Here is a 15,307-nt window from a genome sequence, read left to right on the forward strand (position 1 = left end):
CGTCCGTGGGGCAACACTGGGACCGACAACAGATACGGGGGCGGCCGTGAGCGCATCGAGCCGCAGGACAGTCACTACGACGCAGCGAAAGAACCTACCCATGTGCCAGCATCAACCAGCCTGCCCGACAGCCGACTCAGCCGACCGGGAGGCCGCCCGACTGATGGCGAGCCACCCCGAGCAGGGCTGGAGTCTGCTGTGCAACGGCATCCTGCTCTTCGAGGACACCGGTGAACTGCTGCCGGACGGCAAGATCATCGCTCCCCACCGGCCGCTCCGCTCCGAGCAGGTGGTGACGGCAGCCTGATGCCGTCGGTATGACTGGGGCCGGCCGGAGATCTTCCTCCGTACCGGCCCCGACGCATGTCCGCGCCTCGTCACTCTCCGCTGTCGGTGGTCACCTCAGTGGTCGTACGCGTCCAGCGGCGGGCAGGAGCAGACCAGGTTGCGGTCACCGAAGGCGCCGTCTATCCGGCGCACCGGCGGCCAGTACTTGTCGGCCGCCGAGACCCCGGCGGGGAAGACCGCCTCGTCACGGCTGTACGCGTGGTCCCACTCGCCGCCCAGGGCCGCCGCCGTGTGCGGAGCACCCCGCAGCGGGTTGTCGTCGGCGGGCCACTCGCCCGATGCGACCTTCTCGATCTCGGCGCGGATCGCGATCATCGTCTCGCAGAACCGGTCCAGCTCGGCCAGGTCCTCGCTCTCGGTCGGCTCGATCATCAGCGTGCCGGCCACGGGGAAGGACATCGTCGGCGCGTGGAAGCCGTAGTCGATGAGGCGCTTGGCGATGTCGTCGACGCTGACGCCCGTCGCCTTCGTCAGGGGCCGCAGATCCACGATGCACTCGTGGGCGACCAGCCCGTTGGGGCCCGTGTACAGGACCGGGTAGTGCGGCTCCAGCCGCTTGGCGATGTAGTTGGCCGCCAGCACCGCGACCTGGGTGGCCCGCTTGAGCCCTTCGCCGCCCATCAGCCGCACGTACGCCCAGGAGATCGGCAGGATGCCCGCCGAGCCCCAGGGGGCGGCTGAGATCGGTCCCACACCTGTCTCCGGTCCGGCGGCCGGCTGGAGGGGGTGGTTGGGCAGGTACGGCGCGAGGTGGGCCCGTACGCCGACGGGGCCGACGCCGGGGCCGCCGCCGCCGTGCGGGATGCAGAACGTCTTGTGCAGGTTCAGATGGGACACGTCCGAGCCGAACTTGCCGGGCTTGGCGAGCCCCACCAGCGCGTTGAGGTTGGCGCCGTCCACGTAGACCTGGCCGCCCGCGTCGTGCACGGCGGCGCAGATGTCGGTGATGTGCTCTTCGAAGACGCCGTGCGTGGACGGGTAGGTGACCATCAGGACGGCGAGCTGGTCGCCGTACTGCTCGATCTTCGCGTGCAGGTCGGCGACGTCCACGTCACCGTCGTCGCTGGTCTTCACGACGACGACCTTCATACCGGCCATGACCGCGCTCGCCGCGTTCGTGCCGTGCGCCGAGGATGGGATCAGGCAGACGGTGCGCCCCTCCTGGCCGTTGGCGCGGTGGTACGCGCGTACGGCGAGCAGCCCGGCGAACTCGCCCTGCGAGCCGGCGTTGGGCTGGAGCGACACCGCGTCGTAGCCGGTGACCTCGGCGAGCCGCTCCTCCAGCTCGCGGATGAGCGTCAGATAGCCCTGCGCCTGGTCGGCCGGGGCGAAGGGGTGCAGCGCGCCGAACTCGGGCCAGGTGACGGACTCCATCTCCGTGGTCGCGTTCAGCTTCATGGTGCACGAGCCGAGCGGGATCATGCCGCGGTCCAGCGCGTAGTCGCGGTCGGCGAGCCTGCGCAGGTAGCGCAGCATCGCCGTCTCGGAGCGGTGCTGGTGGAAGACGGGGTGCGTCAGGTAGTCGTCGGAGCGCAGCCGCGCCTCGGGCAGGTCGTCGTCGGCCGTCGCGTCGAGCGCGTCGATGTCGGCGTCCACGCCGAAGGCGGTCCACACGGCGGACAGCTGCACCCGGCCGGTGGTCTCGTCGCAGGCGATCGAGACATGGTCGGCGTCGACGAGCCGGATGTTGACGCCGTTCTCGCGTGCCGCCGCCACCACGTCGGCCGCCCGGCCGGGGACCCGCGCGGTGACGGTGTCGAAGTACGTGCCGTGGACGATCTCCGTGCCGCCGGCCCGCAGCCCCTCGGCGAGCAGCGTGGCGAACCGGTGCGTGCGCTGCGCGATGGCGCGCAGTCCCTCCGGGCCGTGGTAGACGGCGTACATGCCGGCCATCACGGCGAGCAGCACCTGGGCGGTGCAGATGTTGCTGGTGGCCTTCTCGCGGCGGATGTGCTGCTCGCGGGTCTGGAGGGCCAGCCGGTACGCCCGGTCGCCGTCGGCGTCGACGGAGACCCCGACGAGCCTGCCCGGCAGGTTGCGGGCGAACGTCTCGCGCACGGCCATGAAGCCGGCGTGCGGTCCGCCGAAGCCCATGGGGACGCCGAAGCGCTGGGTGGTGCCGACGGCGATGTCGGCGCCGAGCTCGCCGGGCGAGGTGAGGAGCGTCAGCGCGAGCAGGTCGGCGGCGACGGTGACGACGGCGCCGAGTTCGTGGGCCCGCTCGACGACGGGCGCGATGTCCCGTACGGCACCGGAGGCGCCGGGGTACTGGAGCAGGACGCCGAAGACACCGCGCTCGGCGGCCTCGGCGGGGATGCCGTCGGTCAGGTCGGCGACGACGACCTCGACGCCGGTCGGTTCGGCGCGGGTCCGGATCACGGCGATCGTCTGCGGCAGGGTGTCGGCGTCGACCAGGAAGACGCCGTTCTTGACCTTGCCGACCCGGCGGGACAGCGCCATCGCCTCGGCGGCGGCCGTGGACTCGTCGAGCAGGGAGGCGCCCGAGGTGGGCAGTCCCGTGAGGTCGGCGACTACGGTCTGGAAGTTGAGCAGCGCCTCCAGCCGGCCCTGGGAGATCTCCGGCTGGTAGGGCGTGTACGCGGTGTACCAGGCCGGGTTCTCCATCACGTTCCGCAGGATCACCGGCGGGGTGAAGGTGCCGTAGTAGCCGAGGCCGATCATCGGCGCGAGCACCTGGTTGCGGTCGGCGAGGCTGCGCAGCTCGGCCAGGACCTCGGCCTCGGTACGGGCGTCGGGAAGCCGCAGCGCCTCCGCACTCTTGATCACGTCGGGCACGGCCGCGGCGGTCAGCTCGTCCAGCGAGCCGTAACCGACCTGGGCGAGCATCTTCGCCTGAGCGCCGGCGTCGGGACCGATGTGGCGCTGTTCGAAGGGGGTGCCTCGCTCCAGCTGTGCGAGCGGAATGCGGTTGGCGGTCATTACGGAGGCCTCCTGGTCGACACGACCTGCGAGGGGCACCAAGACGCGGGTGCCCGGGCGGCCTCCCCCTCTGTCATCTCGACCTGAGAGCTTCACCGGCCCGCCCTGCGGCGGCCCGGCTTTCACCGTCGGTGAGAGCGGCTGCCTCGCGGCATCCGCCCTGCTTTCCAGAGTGACCTCGTCCGTGCGGTACGGGGGCCTGAGAGATTCCGGGGAGGATTTGCTCCTTCGGCGCCTCCGATGATCTCAATCGGAGGACTCTCCCGCACGGGGTCGACAGCCGTCTGCCAGCCTACCAGCGAGCGCTTGAGGCCAACTTTTCGAGTGGCCGCCTTGCCGGATCTGCACTTTTGTAGTCTTTACCAGCAGTTGCGACCAATTGGAGGGACCGTGGAGAGCGATATCGATCCGCGCAGCCTGATCGGCCGCAAGGCGTTCGACCGCGACGGCCACAAGATCGGCACGGTGGACGAGGTCTATCTCGACGACGCGACAGGCGTCCCGGAGTGGGCCGCCGTGCGTACGGGGCTGTTCAGCCACGACGCCTTCGTACCCCTCAGCCCCAGCACGCTGGTGGACGAGGCGCTGCGCGTGCCGTTCGACCGGTCCCTGATCAAGGACGCGCCGGACTTCGGTGTCGGCCGGCATCTCTCCCCCGAGCAGGAACTGCAGCTCTACCACCACTACGGCCTCGCCCTCCCGGAGCCGTCCGAGCGGCCGGCTTCCCTGTCGGACGGGGACTCCCAGCGGGACTTCGGCCGTCTGGCCGGCCAGGAGGACTGATCCGGCGCCGCTGGGTCCGTGTCCGCAGGCGCGAGCGGCACCAGCGGCAGCGGGTCGGCGGGCTCCAGGTCGGGGTCGTCCACCCAGAACGTCCGTACCCGGCCGGGCAGCGAGCCCGGCACCTCGAAGCGCACCGTGACCCGGCGAAGGCCGCTGCCCTGCACCCAGCCGGGTCCGAAGACCGCGTGATGCACGTCATGCCCGGCGGCGAAGCGCCGCTCAGCCGGGGCCGGGACCTCCACGGCCGCTGTCGGGGCCTCTGCGGGCATCGCGGGCGGCCCGCCGCCGGGAGAGCCGCCGGGCTCCGCGGAGGGCTCCGGCGGCCCGGCAGCGGACTCGGCGGGCTCCGCCGACTCCGCGGCCTCGGCGGCCGCCGCTTTGGGCCCTTCGGCGGCCGCCTGGGCGAAGAGGTCTTCCTGTGTGTAGTCGGCGAGTCCCGTGACGCCGACCCCCAGCAGCCGCACCCCGCCGGTCGTGTCCACGGACTCCAGCAGCCGCCCCGCCGCCTCGCGGACGACTCCCACGTCGTCCGTCGGCCCGCGCAGCGTCTCCGAACGGGTCAGCGTCGAGAAGTCGTAGCGCCGCACCTTGAGGACCACCGTCCGCCCGGAGTGCCCGGAGGCGCGCAGCCGCTCCACGCACCGGTCGGCCAGCCGGTCGACCTCCGTACGCACCCGGACCCGGTCGTGCAGATCCACGTCGAAGGTGTCCTCGACCGACACGGACTTGGCCTCCCGGTCGGACACCACGGGACGCTCGTCGTGGGCCAGCGCCATCCGGTACAGCGAGCTGCCGTGCGCCTTGCCCAGCAGCCGGACCAGCTCGTCCTCGCCGGCCTCCGCCAGCTCGGCGACCGTCGTCATCCCGGCGCGCCGCAGATGATCACCGGTGGCGGGGCCGACCCCCGGCAGGATCCGCACCGACATCGGCCCGAGCAGCCCGCGCTCGGTGCCGGGCTCTATGAGGACCAGCCCGTCGGGCTTGGCCTGCTCCGAGGCGATCTTCGCCAGCATCTTGGAGGCGGCGAGCCCCACCGAGCCGGTGAGTCCCGTGACGGCCCTGATGTCCCTGCGCAGCTGCTCACCGGCCACCCGCGCGCTCGCCGAGTCGTCGGCGGAGCCGCCGGCCTCCAGGTCCACGAAGGCCTCGTCCAGACTCAGCGGCTCCACCAGCGGGGAGAGCCGCCCCAGCAGCTCCATGACCTGCTCGCTGATCGTCCGGTAGACGGTGAAGCGGGGCACGAGATACGCCGCGTTCGGCGCGAGCCTGCGCGCCTGCGCCATCGGCATCGCGGAGTGCACCCCGAACCTGCGCGCCTCGTACGAGGCCGTCGAGACCACTCCGCGCGGCCCGAGCCCCCCGACGACGACCGCCTTCCCGCGCAGACTCGGCTTGGCCGCCTGCTCCGCGGCGGCGAAGAAGGCGTCCATGTCGAGATGGAGGATGGTCGGGGCGGTTCTCACACCACCGATGCTGCCTCAGAGCACTGACAATCGGCCGTTCGTCACACGGCCCGGTCGCGGCGCCGTCTGGCGAGTTCGTCGGCGGGGTTGTTCCCCACCAGCGTCTCGCCGGTGTCGATCCGCTCCCCGTGCAGCTGGGAGAGGGCCGACTCGACGTCGCGCCAGACCACCCCCACGGCGATGCCGAAGATCCCCTGGCCCCCCTGGAGCAGGCCCACGACCTCGTCGGGCGACGAGCATTCGTAGACCGTCGCGCCGTCGCTCATGAGCGTCATCAGCTCCAGGTCCTGGAAGCCCCTGGCGCGCAGATGCTGGACGGCCGCCCTGATGTTCTGCAGGGCGACACCGGTGTCCAGGAACCGTTTGACGATCTTGAGGACGACGACATCCCGGAAGCTGTAGAGCCGCTGGGTGCCGGAGCCGTAAGCGGGTCGCACGCTGGGCTCGACCAGCCCGGTGCGCGCCCAGTAGTCCAACTGGCGGTAGGTGATGCCCGCCGCCGCACACGCGGTCGGACCCCGGTACCCGACGGTCTCGACCTCGACCTCGGGCGGGGCGACCACAGGGTCGGCCGCGCTGCTCTGAAGCGGATACGGACCCGCCGCCGTGCTGTCGCCGCTGCTTCCCACGCCGACCTCCGTCCTAGACCTGCCATCACGACGGTAGGCAGTCACTCGGGGTGCGTCAACGATCGCCGCACTCGCCACGCCGAGTGATAATCACCCTGAGAGTGGTTTCGCGTGTCCCCTTTTGGGGAAGGGCTGTCCGAATGCGCTGATGGGGACCGGCGCAGCGCTCACCGGCCGCTCACTGGCTGTTGGTTCCGAAGTCCTCGGGAGAGATCTGATCGAGGAACTCCCGGAACTTCTCCACCTCGTCCTCCTGCTCGTCGGGGATGGCGATGCCCGCATCGTCGAGCACCCCGTCACTGCCGTAGATCGGTGTTCCCGTGCGCAGGGCGAGCGCTATGGCGTCGGACGGCCGCGCGCTCACCTCGACCCCACTGGCGAAGACCAGCTCCGCGTAGAAGACCCCGTCACGCAGATCCGTGATGCGGACCTCCGTGAGCTCTTGGCCCACCGCTTCGAGGACATCCTTGAAGAGATCGTGGGTCAGCGGCCTGGCCGGTGCCATCCCCTGCTGGGCGAAGGCAATAGCGGTCGCCTCCCCAGGTCCGATCCAGATGGGGAGGTAGCGGTCGCCTCCCACTTCACGCAGGAGCACGATCGGTTGGTTGGAGGGCATTTCCACCCGGACACCCACAACGTCGAGCTCGTTCACACAGCAACCCTAGGACGTGCCCGGCCGGTTTGGGTAGTCGGACTCCTCCAAGATCAGTGGAACCGGACCCCGAGAGCCGTGCTGACCAGTGCCGCGTGCAGCCGTACGGACAGCTCCGCCAGCTCCTTCGTGGTGGCCTCGGCATGGGCCCTGGTCTGCGGATTACGGTGCCGGCGCAAGGGCGCGACCACCTGCTCGACCAGCCCGGCCTCGCGTTCGGCGGCGGCTTTCATCGTCCGCAGATGTCTGGGCTCCAGACCGAATCCGCTCAGATCCTTGATGAGCTTCGCCACTGTGACGGATTCGACGTCGTACCCGCCGTCCGGCATCGGAGTGACGAGACCGTACGACTCCCACTCCGCCAGCTCGCTCCCCTCGGCCCCGGCGGCGGCCAGCAGCTCGGCGCGGCCGATCCGCGCGGCCGTCGGCAGCTCCGCAGCGTCGGCGGTCCAGGACCCGTCCAGCGGCTCCCGCGGGGGGCCGGGCATCGGGGCCCGCTCACCCCGGCCGACGGCGTCGAGATGCTCCTTGATGACCTTCAGCGGAAGATAGTGGTCCCGCTGCATGCGCAGCACCTGCGCCAGCCGGTCGACGTCCTGCGGGCCGAACTTGCGGTACCCGGAGGGCGTCCTGCGCGGCTCGATCAGCCCCTCCGCCTCCAGGAAGCGGATCTTCGAGATGGTGACCTCGGGGAACTCGTCCCGCAACTGGGCCAGGACGGCCCCGATGCTCACCAGTGGCTCGCCCGTGTGGGCGGTGCCGTGTCCGGCACCGCCCGTCGGTGTTCGCAGCATGGACCTTCCCTTTGAGGGGTCACACGCCCAGCGGACTCGCGTAGAGGACCAGTCGGTACTTGCCGATCTGGACCTCGTCGCCGTTCGCCAGCAGGACCGAATCGATCCGCTCACGATTGACGTACGTGCCGTTCAGACTGCCTACGTCCGAAACGGTGAAGTGACCGTCGGCGCCCCTGCGGAACTCCACATGGCGACGGGACACCGTCACGTCGTCCAGGAAGATGTCGCTCTGCGGGTGACGCCCCGCCGTGGTCAGGTCGCCGTCCAGCAGGAAGCGGCTGCCCGAGTTGGGCCCGCGGCGCACGACCAGGAGCGCCGAGCCCGCAGGAAGGGCGTCGACAGCGGCCTGTGCCTCGGGTGAGAGCGACGGCAGCACCGTCTGCCCGGTGGCCTCGGCCTCGTACGCCTCAAGACCGGAGATGGAAATAGTGGACGTCGTCTCCGAGGGCCGCTCGGCCGGCGCGCCGGCCCGCAGTGGCGCGCCGCAGTTGGAGCAGAACCTGCTCGCTTCGGCGTTTCGGTGTCCACATCTGGTACAGACCGGCAAGGCCATGGCGGGACCCTCCTGCCGCGACTGCCCCGCTGCGGCGTCGGTGGCGTACGTACCGGTGGGAAAGTCTCCACCCGTACTTGAGGTTGATGGTTTCCCGAAACCTATGCGCCCCTGACCGGCGGGGTCAACAGCCGACGCGCCGTGACCACCGGGATTATCACCGCCCTCGCCACCGAGCTGATCACGGAAGAGCGGGCGATCACCGCTCGCCTCCTCGCTCTGGCCCTGGCGTGACGCGCGGTGACGGGCGGAGCCGCCGCTCTCCTCGCGTGCGCTCCTGCCGAACAACTTCGCAAACAACTTCACGGGCGATTCCCCTTGACCGATACAGACCCGCCCGTGGGGCAGGACGAACCCTGAATGAACACACCTGCCGACCCGGACATCTTGACAACGTCCGTATCCACCGGACAGTTTCCACCACTCAACGTGCTGATCGTGCGCCGACCCCCCGCAACCTCATGCCCTCCTGTGGCACCTGCCATGCACCATCCGGCCACTACGATGACGACCGAGCGTAGTCAGGCTGCTCCGCCGGTCGCAAGGCATCCACGATGATCTTCTTCGAGCCGGTCACAGTGGCTGTGGCCTGCTCCTTCTCCAGCGTCTGCACCACACCGCCGGGAATGTTGAGCGCGGGCTCCAGATCCTGCGGTTTGCCGATCACCTTGAACCGGTACGGAGCATCCACCGCGCTGCCGTCCACCTTGACGTCGCCGCCCGCGCCGGAGAAGTGCGTGTCGGCCACCACCCGGACCTGGTTGATCTGAATCGCCTCAGCTCCCGCCGCCCGCAGCTCCTGGATCGTGTCGAGCAGCATGTCCGGCTCGACGGAGCCGTGACCGTCACCGATCGTCAGGACGATGCCGGGCCCCTGGGCCGCCACCGTACCGGCCAGGATGCCCAACTGCTGCTCCTTCTCCAGGGTCTGCTTGCGCGCCTCCTCAGCCTGGTCCGAGCTGGTCTCCAGACCGGTCCGCTGGTCCTCCAGACGCTGCTTCTCGTCCTCGAGACGCTGGGTGCGGTTGTCGACCTCGTCCAGGATCCGCACCAGGTCCTCCTGACGGGCCCCGCGCAGCGCGCTGTCGTCGTTGTTCGACCTGACCTGAATGGCGAGCCCCAGGCCCAGCACGAACAGCAGGACGGCCACGACGAGTTGGGCGCGGGTCACCCGCGGCGGCCACAGGCCGGCCGCCAGCCGCTGGCGGCCCGTCAGCTCGGCCGGACGGTCCTGCGGGGGCGGTTCGCTGCTCATCGGCCCCTCGCCCGCCGGCTGATGGTTCATCGGCTGCTCGTTCATCGGCCTCACGCCCGGAAGACGTGCCGGCGGATCGCGGCGGCGTTGGAGAAGATCCGGATCCCCAGCACCACGACGACACCGGTCGACAGCTGGGCACCGACGCCCAGCTTGTCACCGAGGAAGACGATCAGCGCCGCCACCACCACGTTCGACAGGAACGAGACGACGAACACCTTGTCGACGAAGATCCCGTCGAGCATGGCCCGCAGCCCGCCGAAGACCGCGTCGAGCGCGGCGACGACGGCGATCGGCAGATAGGGCTCGACCACCGCCGGCACCTCGGGCCGGACGAACAGTCCGACCACCACTCCCACGACGAGGCCCAGTACGGCGATCACGATGTGCCCTTCCCTGTGTCAGCCGTCCCCTGCCCGGCACCCGTCCCGGTGCCGGCGGTCCTCGGCTCTGCGATACGTACGATCAGGCTCGGCGCGGCCGGCAGCCGCACCTCGTCCCGGTCGGAAATGCTGGTACGGATACCGAAGTTGTCCTTCAGCGAATGCAGGTACTGCCCGTCGGCGCTGTCCAGGAACGCGGTGCTCAGCTTCTTCGCGTTCCCCACCGCCAGCAGCGTGTACGGGGGCACCAGCGGCCTGTTGTCGACCAGGATGGCGTCACCCGCCGCCCTGATCGCCGAAAGGGCCGTCAGCCGCTGCCCGTTGATCGCGATGGCCTCGGCACCCGACTCCCACAGACCGTTGACGACCCGCTGCACGTCGCGGTCGCGCACCCGGCCCGTGTCGGAGAAGTCACTGTTCTCCCGCGGCCCGCCGCCCCCGCCTGACTCGGTGTCCTTGGCGTCGTCGACGACGAGCTTCACCCCGGGGCCGTGCACCTCGGTCGCACCGGCCAGCAACGCCACCAGCGCGCCCTTGTCCCCGCCGTGGTTCCGTAGCGCGGCGCGCTGCCGGTCGCCGACATCCTTACGGAGCTTGTCGACGGACTTCTCCAGGGCGTCGGCCCGCGACGTCTCCGTGTCCACCCGGTTGATGAGCTCGTCGCGCTCCTTGGCCACCACGGGCGCGGCGATCCGCGCCTGCGCGGCACCGACCGTGACGACGACGGCGGCGAGCACCAGCCCCGCCGCCAGACCGAGCTTCGCCCGCAGCGTGCGCGGCAGACCGCCTTCCTCGGCGTCCCTGCGCGCCGCGGCCTCGGCGTAGCCGTCGTCGAGGCTGTGGTCCATCACGTTGTTCAGCAGCGACATGGAGGCGTCCGGCCGCGCGGGCGGCGATGCGGTGCTCCGAATGGGGGACTGCTGCGACATGCCGCACATCGTCGCACGTCGCGGGCGCTACCGCCGAATGGCCCCACCGGTGTGCCCGGCGGCGTCCGAGGACACCGCCGGGCACATTCCCGTCACTTGCGTCACTCTCGTCAGTGACCTGCGCTGTCGACGACCGCCGCCCACTCGTCGAGCAGCGCCTGGGCCGAAGCGTCGTCCGGACCCTCCGCCCACAGATGGGTGACGGCCTCCGACGGGTCGGGCAGCACCATCACCCACCGGCCGTCGGTCTCCACCACCCGTACGCCGTCCGTCGTGTCCACCTGACGGTCCGCCGCCGCCTCGACCACACGGCGCATCACGAGCCCCTTGACCGCCCACGGCGTCGCCAGATCACGACGCAGCACATGGGCGCGCGGAATCCGGGCGTCGATCTGGCTGAGGGTCAGCTGCGTACGCGCCACCAGACCGATCAGCCGCACGAACGCGGCCGTACCGTCGAGGACACTGCTGAACTCCGGCACGATGAAGGCACCTCGCCCGTCACCGCCGAAGATCGTGTCCTCCTCGCGGCCGACCCTGGTCAGGTCGTCGGGCGACGTGGTCGTCCACTCCACCTGCGTGCCGTGGTACGCGGCGACCTGCTCGGCGATCCTCGTCGTCGTCACGGGCAGCGCCACCCGGCCGCTGCGCCGCTCGGCGGCGACCAGGTCGAGCAGCACCAGCAGCGCGCGGTCGTCCTCAATGATCCTGCCGCGCTCGTCGACCAGCGACAGCCGCTCACCGACCGGGTCGAACCGCACCCCGAACGCGGCACGCGCCGACGCGACGATCTCGCCGAGCCTGACCAGACCCGACCGGCGCGATTCGGCGGTCTCGGTCGGCCGGGACTCGTCGAGCCCGGGGTTGATGGTCAGCGCGTCGACACCGAGCCGACCGAGCAGGCTGGGCAGCACAAGCCCGGCACTGCCGTTCGAGGCGTCCACGACGACCTTGAGATTGGCTTCCGCGATCCCCGTCGTGTCGACGTTGCGGAGCAGGGACCCGGTGTACGAGTCGAAGACGCTGGCCGGGAAGTGCAGGTCCCCGATCTCACCCGGGAACGCTCGGCGGTACTCCTGCCGCGCGTACACCCGGTCCAGCTTCCGCTGCCCGGCCTGGGACAGGTCAGCGCCCCGTTCGTCGAAGAACATGATGTCGACGGAGTCCGGCACACCCGGTGACGTACGGATCATGATCCCGCCGGCGCTGCCGCGCGCCGTCTGCTGCCGTGCGACAGGCAGCGGCACGTTCTCCAGGTCACGCACGTCGATGGCGCTGGACTGGAGCGAGGAGATCACGGCGCGCTTGAGCGCACGGGCACCACGGGAGTGGTCACGCGCCGTGGTGACGGTCGACCCCTTCTTCAGCGTGGTCGCGTACGCGCCGGCCAGCCGCACGGCCAGCTCGGGGGTGATCTCCACGTTCAGGATCCCGGAGACCCCGCGGGCCCCGAACAGGTTCGCCTGTCCGCGGGACTCCCAGATCACCGAGGTGTTGACGAAGGCGCCGGCTTCGATCGTCTTGAACGGATAGACGCGGACGTTGCCCTGGATGATGGATTCCTCACCCACGAGGCACTCGTCGCCGATGACAGCGCCGTCCTCGATCCGGGCCGCACGCATGACGTCGGTGTTCTTACCGATCACACAGCCGCGCAGATTGCACTGCTGACCGATGTACACGTTGTCGTGGATGACGGACCGGTGCACGAACGCGCCGCTCTTGACGACCACGTTGGAGCCGATGACGGTGTGCTCGCGCAGCTCCACATCGGCTTCGATCTTCGCGTAGTCACCGATGTACAGCGGACCGCGCAGCACGGCGTCCGGGTGCACCTCGGCGCCCTCGGCGACCCAGACACCCGGCGAGATCTCGAAGCCGTCGATATCGACGTCGACCTTGCCTTCGAGAACGTCCGCCTGAGCCTTCTGGTAGCTCTCGTGCGTACCGACGTCCTCCCAGTAGCCCTCGGCGATATAGCCGTAGATCGGCTTGCCTTCCTTCATGAGCTGAGGGAAAACATCACCGGACCAGTCCACCGAGACGTCGGCCTCGACATAGTCGAAGACCTCGGGCTCCATGACATAGATGCCCGTATTGACGGTGTCCGAGAAGACCTGCCCCCAGGTCGGCTTCTCCAGGAAGCGCTCGACCTTTCCTTCTTCGTCCACGATCGTGATGCCGAATTCCAGCGGATTGGGCACCCGGGTGAGGCACACCGTGACAAGGGCGCCCTTTTCCTTGTGGAAGGCGATCAGATCGGTGAGGTCGAAGTCGGTCAGGGCATCGCCGGAGATGACGAGGAAGGCATCGTCCTTGAGCGCCTCCTCGGCATTCTTCACCGACCCCGCGGTGCCGAGCGGCTTTTCCTCGTTGGCATAGGTGAGCTCCATTCCGAGCTCCTCGCCGTCACCGAAGTAGTTCTTGACGAGAGAAGCCAAGAACTGCACGGTGACAACGGTCTCACTCAGCCCATGGCGCTTGAGCAACCGCAGAACATGCTCCATGATCGGCCGGTTCGCGACCGGCAGAAGCGGCTTGGGCATGCTGGAGGTCATGGGGCGAAGTCGCGTACCTTCGCCACCGGCCATCACGACGGCCTTCATGTCGGAAGAATCCTCCTCGAAGAGACGATCTCGCCGACGTCACCCGTCAGAGGCAGGCGCATAAGCGTCAAGCGCGGGCCGGCGACACTGCACGGCACGACCAGAACGACGGGCTCAATCGGCCACGGTGTCCGCTCTGACGAGCCGGCGGACCTGGACCACATACAGGATCCCTGCCCACCAATACAGAGTTGTACCCCAAACTGCGAACGCCCATCCGAAAACTTCGGCGAGTGACGCAAGCCAGCCATCTCTGTCACTGAGCAGCAGCAGAGGGAAGGCATACATCAAGTTGAAGGTAGCTGCCTTCCCCAGGAAGTTCACCTGGGGAGGCGGATAACCGTGCCGGCGGAGGATTCCGACCATCACCAGAAGCATCAGCTCGCGGGCCAATAGCGCCGCGGTGAGCCACAGGGGCAGGATCTCGCGCCAGGTGAGGCCGACAAGGGTGGAAAGGATGTACAGCCGGTCGGCAGCGGGGTCGAGGAGCCGCCCCAGGCTGCTGATCTGGTTCCACCTGCGGGCGAGCTTGCCGTCGAGGTAGTCGCTGATGCCGCTCAGGGCCAGGACCAGCAGCGCCCACAGGTCACTGTTGGGGCCACCGAACTCGGGACGCAGGATCAACCACAGGAACAGCGGCACGCCGACGAGGCGAGCCATGCTGAGGATGTTGGGGATGGTGAGCACCCGGTTCGTCTGAACGCGGGTCTCCTGGACCTCCACCCGGGGGCCTCCATGTGAGAAACGTGCCGACGATGCCTCCTGACCTTACCCTCAGGCCGGACGGGCGGACGCAACGGGGGTGCGAGGGAGGTGCAGAACGCAGAAAAGCCCCCGCACCGTGAAGGTGCAGGGGCTTCCCTGGTCTAACTGAAGAATTGTTCGGCAGCGTCCTACTCTCCCACAGGGTCCCCCCTGCAGTACCATCGGCGCAATGAGGCTTAGCTTCCGGGTTCGGAATGTAACCGGGCGTTTCCCTCACGCAATGACCACCGAAACACTATGAAGATGTCGAACTACACCGGATATGGACACAGCTGTTCGTTACTTCAGAACTAACACAGTGGACGCGAGCAACTGAGGACAAGCCCTCGGCCTATTAGTACCAGTCAGCTCCAACCGTTACCGGTCTTCCACATCTGGCCTATCAACCCAGTCGTCTACTGGGAGCCTTAACCCCTCAAGGGGGTGGGAGTCCTCATCTCGAAGCAGGCTTCCCGCTTAGATGCTTTCAGCGGTTATCCCTCCCGAACGTAGCCAACCAGCCATGCCCTTGGCAGGACAACTGGCACACCAGAGGTTCGTCCGTCCCGGTCCTCTCGTACTAGGGACAGCCCTTCTCAAGACTCCTACGCGCACAGCGGATAGGGACCGAACTGTCTCACGACGTTCTAAACCCAGCTCGCGTACCGCTTTAATGGGCGAACAGCCCAACCCTTGGGACCGACTCCAGCCCCAGGATGCGACGAGCCGACATCGAGGTGCCAAACCATCCCGTCGATATGGACTCTTGGGGAAGATCAGCCTGTTATCCCCGGGGTACCTTTTATCCGTTGAGCGACGGCGCTTCCACAAGCCACCGCCGGATCACTAGTCCCGACTTTCGTCCCTGCTCGACCCGTCGGTCTCACAGTCAAGCTCCCTTGTGCACTTACACTCAACACCTGATTACCAACCAGGCTGAGGGAACCTTTGGGCGCCTCCGTTACTCTTTAGGAGGCAACCGCCCCAGTTAAACTACCCATCAGACACTGTCCCTGATCCGGATCACGGACCCAGGTTAGACATCCAGCACGACCAGAGTGGTATTTCAACGACGACTCCACCTGAACTGGCGTCCAAGCTTCACAGTCTCCCACCTATCCTACACAAGCCGAACCGAACACCAATATCAAACTGTAGTAAAGGTCCCGGGGTCTTTCCGTCCTGCTGCGCGAAACGAGCATCTTTACTCGTAGTGCAATTTCAC

13 protein-coding genes, 2 rRNA genes and 1 riboswitch (1 of these 16 running past the window's edge) are annotated in these 15,307 nt (G+C 68.5%); of the genes, 2 read left to right on the forward strand and 13 right to left on the reverse strand.

Translation table 11 applies throughout. The features are described from left to right. Positions 1 to 100 precede the first annotated feature (100 nt). Entirely contained in the window at positions 101 to 307 is a 207-nt protein-coding gene (locus tag OHS57_RS06630) for a DUF5999 family protein (protein WP_041991821.1), read from the forward strand. 95 nt (positions 308 to 402) lie between these two features. Here the strand turns inward: OHS57_RS06630 and gcvP are convergent, their stop codons facing one another. After that, positions 403 to 3,288 carry an aminomethyl-transferring glycine dehydrogenase gene (gene gcvP / locus OHS57_RS06635; RefSeq protein WP_328581356.1) on the reverse strand — a complete coding sequence of 962 codons (2,886 nt, stop codon included), beginning with the start codon at positions 3,286 to 3,288 and terminating at the stop codon, positions 403 to 405. Positions 3,289 to 3,465: 177 nt separating this feature from the next. After that, positions 3,466 to 3,564: riboswitch (glycine riboswitch) on the reverse strand. A gap of 102 nt (positions 3,565 to 3,666) precedes the next feature. Between gcvP and OHS57_RS06640 the strand changes: the two genes are divergently transcribed. Then, positions 3,667 to 4,071 carry a PRC-barrel domain-containing protein gene (locus tag OHS57_RS06640; RefSeq protein WP_078863977.1) on the forward strand — a complete coding sequence of 135 codons (405 nt, stop codon included), beginning with the start codon at positions 3,667 to 3,669 and terminating at the stop codon, positions 4,069 to 4,071. Here the strand turns inward: OHS57_RS06640 and OHS57_RS06645 are convergent. The 12 genes from OHS57_RS06645 to OHS57_RS06700 all read right to left on the reverse strand — a co-directional run. Beyond that, positions 3,972 to 5,534 (reverse strand): DNA polymerase IV, encoded by a 1,563-nt coding sequence (locus OHS57_RS06645; RefSeq protein ID WP_328581357.1) that lies wholly within the window; start codon positions 5,532 to 5,534, stop codon positions 3,972 to 3,974. The two genes, OHS57_RS06640 and OHS57_RS06645, sit on opposite strands and share 100 nt — an antisense overlap. A gap of 41 nt (positions 5,535 to 5,575) precedes the next feature. Beyond that, positions 5,576 to 6,163, reverse strand: a complete 588-nt coding sequence (locus tag OHS57_RS06650) for a MerR family transcriptional regulator (protein ID WP_041991815.1) — start codon at positions 6,161 to 6,163, stop codon at positions 5,576 to 5,578. Positions 6,164 to 6,341: 178 nt separating this feature from the next. Continuing rightward, positions 6,342 to 6,815 carry a bifunctional nuclease family protein gene (locus OHS57_RS06655; RefSeq protein ID WP_033327106.1) on the reverse strand — a complete coding sequence of 158 codons (474 nt, stop codon included), beginning with the start codon at positions 6,813 to 6,815 and terminating at the stop codon, positions 6,342 to 6,344. A 53-nt stretch (positions 6,816 to 6,868) separates the two neighbouring features. Beyond that, on the reverse strand, positions 6,869 to 7,609 hold the full coding sequence (gene ftsR / locus OHS57_RS06660) for a transcriptional regulator FtsR (RefSeq protein WP_328581358.1): 741 nt from the start codon (positions 7,607 to 7,609) through the stop codon (positions 6,869 to 6,871). Positions 7,610 to 7,628: 19 nt separating this feature from the next. Continuing rightward, positions 7,629 to 8,579: an FHA domain-containing protein gene (locus OHS57_RS06665; RefSeq protein ID WP_078863731.1), complete on the reverse strand. Its 951-nt coding sequence runs from the start codon at positions 8,577 to 8,579 to the stop codon at positions 7,629 to 7,631. Positions 8,580 to 8,664: 85 nt separating this feature from the next. Next, on the reverse strand, positions 8,665 to 9,420 hold the full coding sequence (locus tag OHS57_RS06670) for a DUF881 domain-containing protein (RefSeq protein ID WP_241778788.1): 756 nt from the start codon (positions 9,418 to 9,420) through the stop codon (positions 8,665 to 8,667). Between the two features lie 50 nt (positions 9,421 to 9,470). Beyond that, positions 9,471 to 9,803, reverse strand: a complete 333-nt coding sequence (locus tag OHS57_RS06675; RefSeq protein WP_031069011.1) for a small basic family protein — start codon at positions 9,801 to 9,803, stop codon at positions 9,471 to 9,473. Further along, positions 9,800 to 10,732 (reverse strand): DUF881 domain-containing protein, encoded by a 933-nt coding sequence (locus tag OHS57_RS06680; protein WP_328581359.1) that lies wholly within the window; start codon positions 10,730 to 10,732, stop codon positions 9,800 to 9,802. The genes OHS57_RS06675 and OHS57_RS06680 overlap by 4 nt, the downstream gene beginning before the upstream one ends. A gap of 110 nt (positions 10,733 to 10,842) precedes the next feature. After that, positions 10,843 to 13,338: a mannose-1-phosphate guanyltransferase gene (locus OHS57_RS06685; RefSeq protein ID WP_041991797.1), complete on the reverse strand. Its 2,496-nt coding sequence runs from the start codon at positions 13,336 to 13,338 to the stop codon at positions 10,843 to 10,845. A 114-nt stretch (positions 13,339 to 13,452) separates the two neighbouring features. Continuing rightward, entirely contained in the window at positions 13,453 to 14,061 is a 609-nt protein-coding gene (locus tag OHS57_RS06690; RefSeq protein WP_041991795.1) for a CDP-alcohol phosphatidyltransferase family protein, read from the reverse strand. A 157-nt stretch (positions 14,062 to 14,218) separates the two neighbouring features. Further along, positions 14,219 to 14,335, reverse strand: a 5S ribosomal RNA gene (rrf, locus tag OHS57_RS06695). An 82-nt stretch (positions 14,336 to 14,417) separates the two neighbouring features. After that, positions 14,418 to 15,307 (reverse strand): 23S ribosomal RNA (locus tag OHS57_RS06700); it runs 2,233 nt beyond the window's last position.

This window comes from Streptomyces sp. NBC_00370, assembly GCF_036084755.1.
Lineage (GTDB): Bacteria > Actinomycetota > Actinomycetes > Streptomycetales > Streptomycetaceae > Streptomyces.

What these genes read in the sequence shown, in the direction of transcription:
- OHS57_RS06680 (WP_328581359.1), bottom strand. Translation starts at nt 10,732, where the DNA reads ATGTCGCAGCAGTCCCCCATTCGGAGCACCGCATCGCCGCCCGCGCGG.
- gcvP (WP_328581356.1), bottom strand. Translation starts at nt 3,288, where the DNA reads ATGACCGCCAACCGCATTCCGCTCGCACAGCTGGAGCGAGGCACCCCC.
- OHS57_RS06630 (WP_041991821.1), top strand. Translation starts at nt 101, where the DNA reads ATGTGCCAGCATCAACCAGCCTGCCCGACAGCCGACTCAGCCGACCGG.
- OHS57_RS06670 (WP_241778788.1), bottom strand. Translation starts at nt 9,420, where the DNA reads ATGAGCAGCGAACCGCCCCCGCAGGACCGTCCGGCCGAGCTGACGGGC.
- OHS57_RS06685 (WP_041991797.1), bottom strand. Translation starts at nt 13,338, where the DNA reads ATGAAGGCCGTCGTGATGGCCGGTGGCGAAGGTACGCGACTTCGCCCC.
- ftsR (WP_328581358.1), bottom strand. Translation starts at nt 7,609, where the DNA reads ATGCTGCGAACACCGACGGGCGGTGCCGGACACGGCACCGCCCACACG.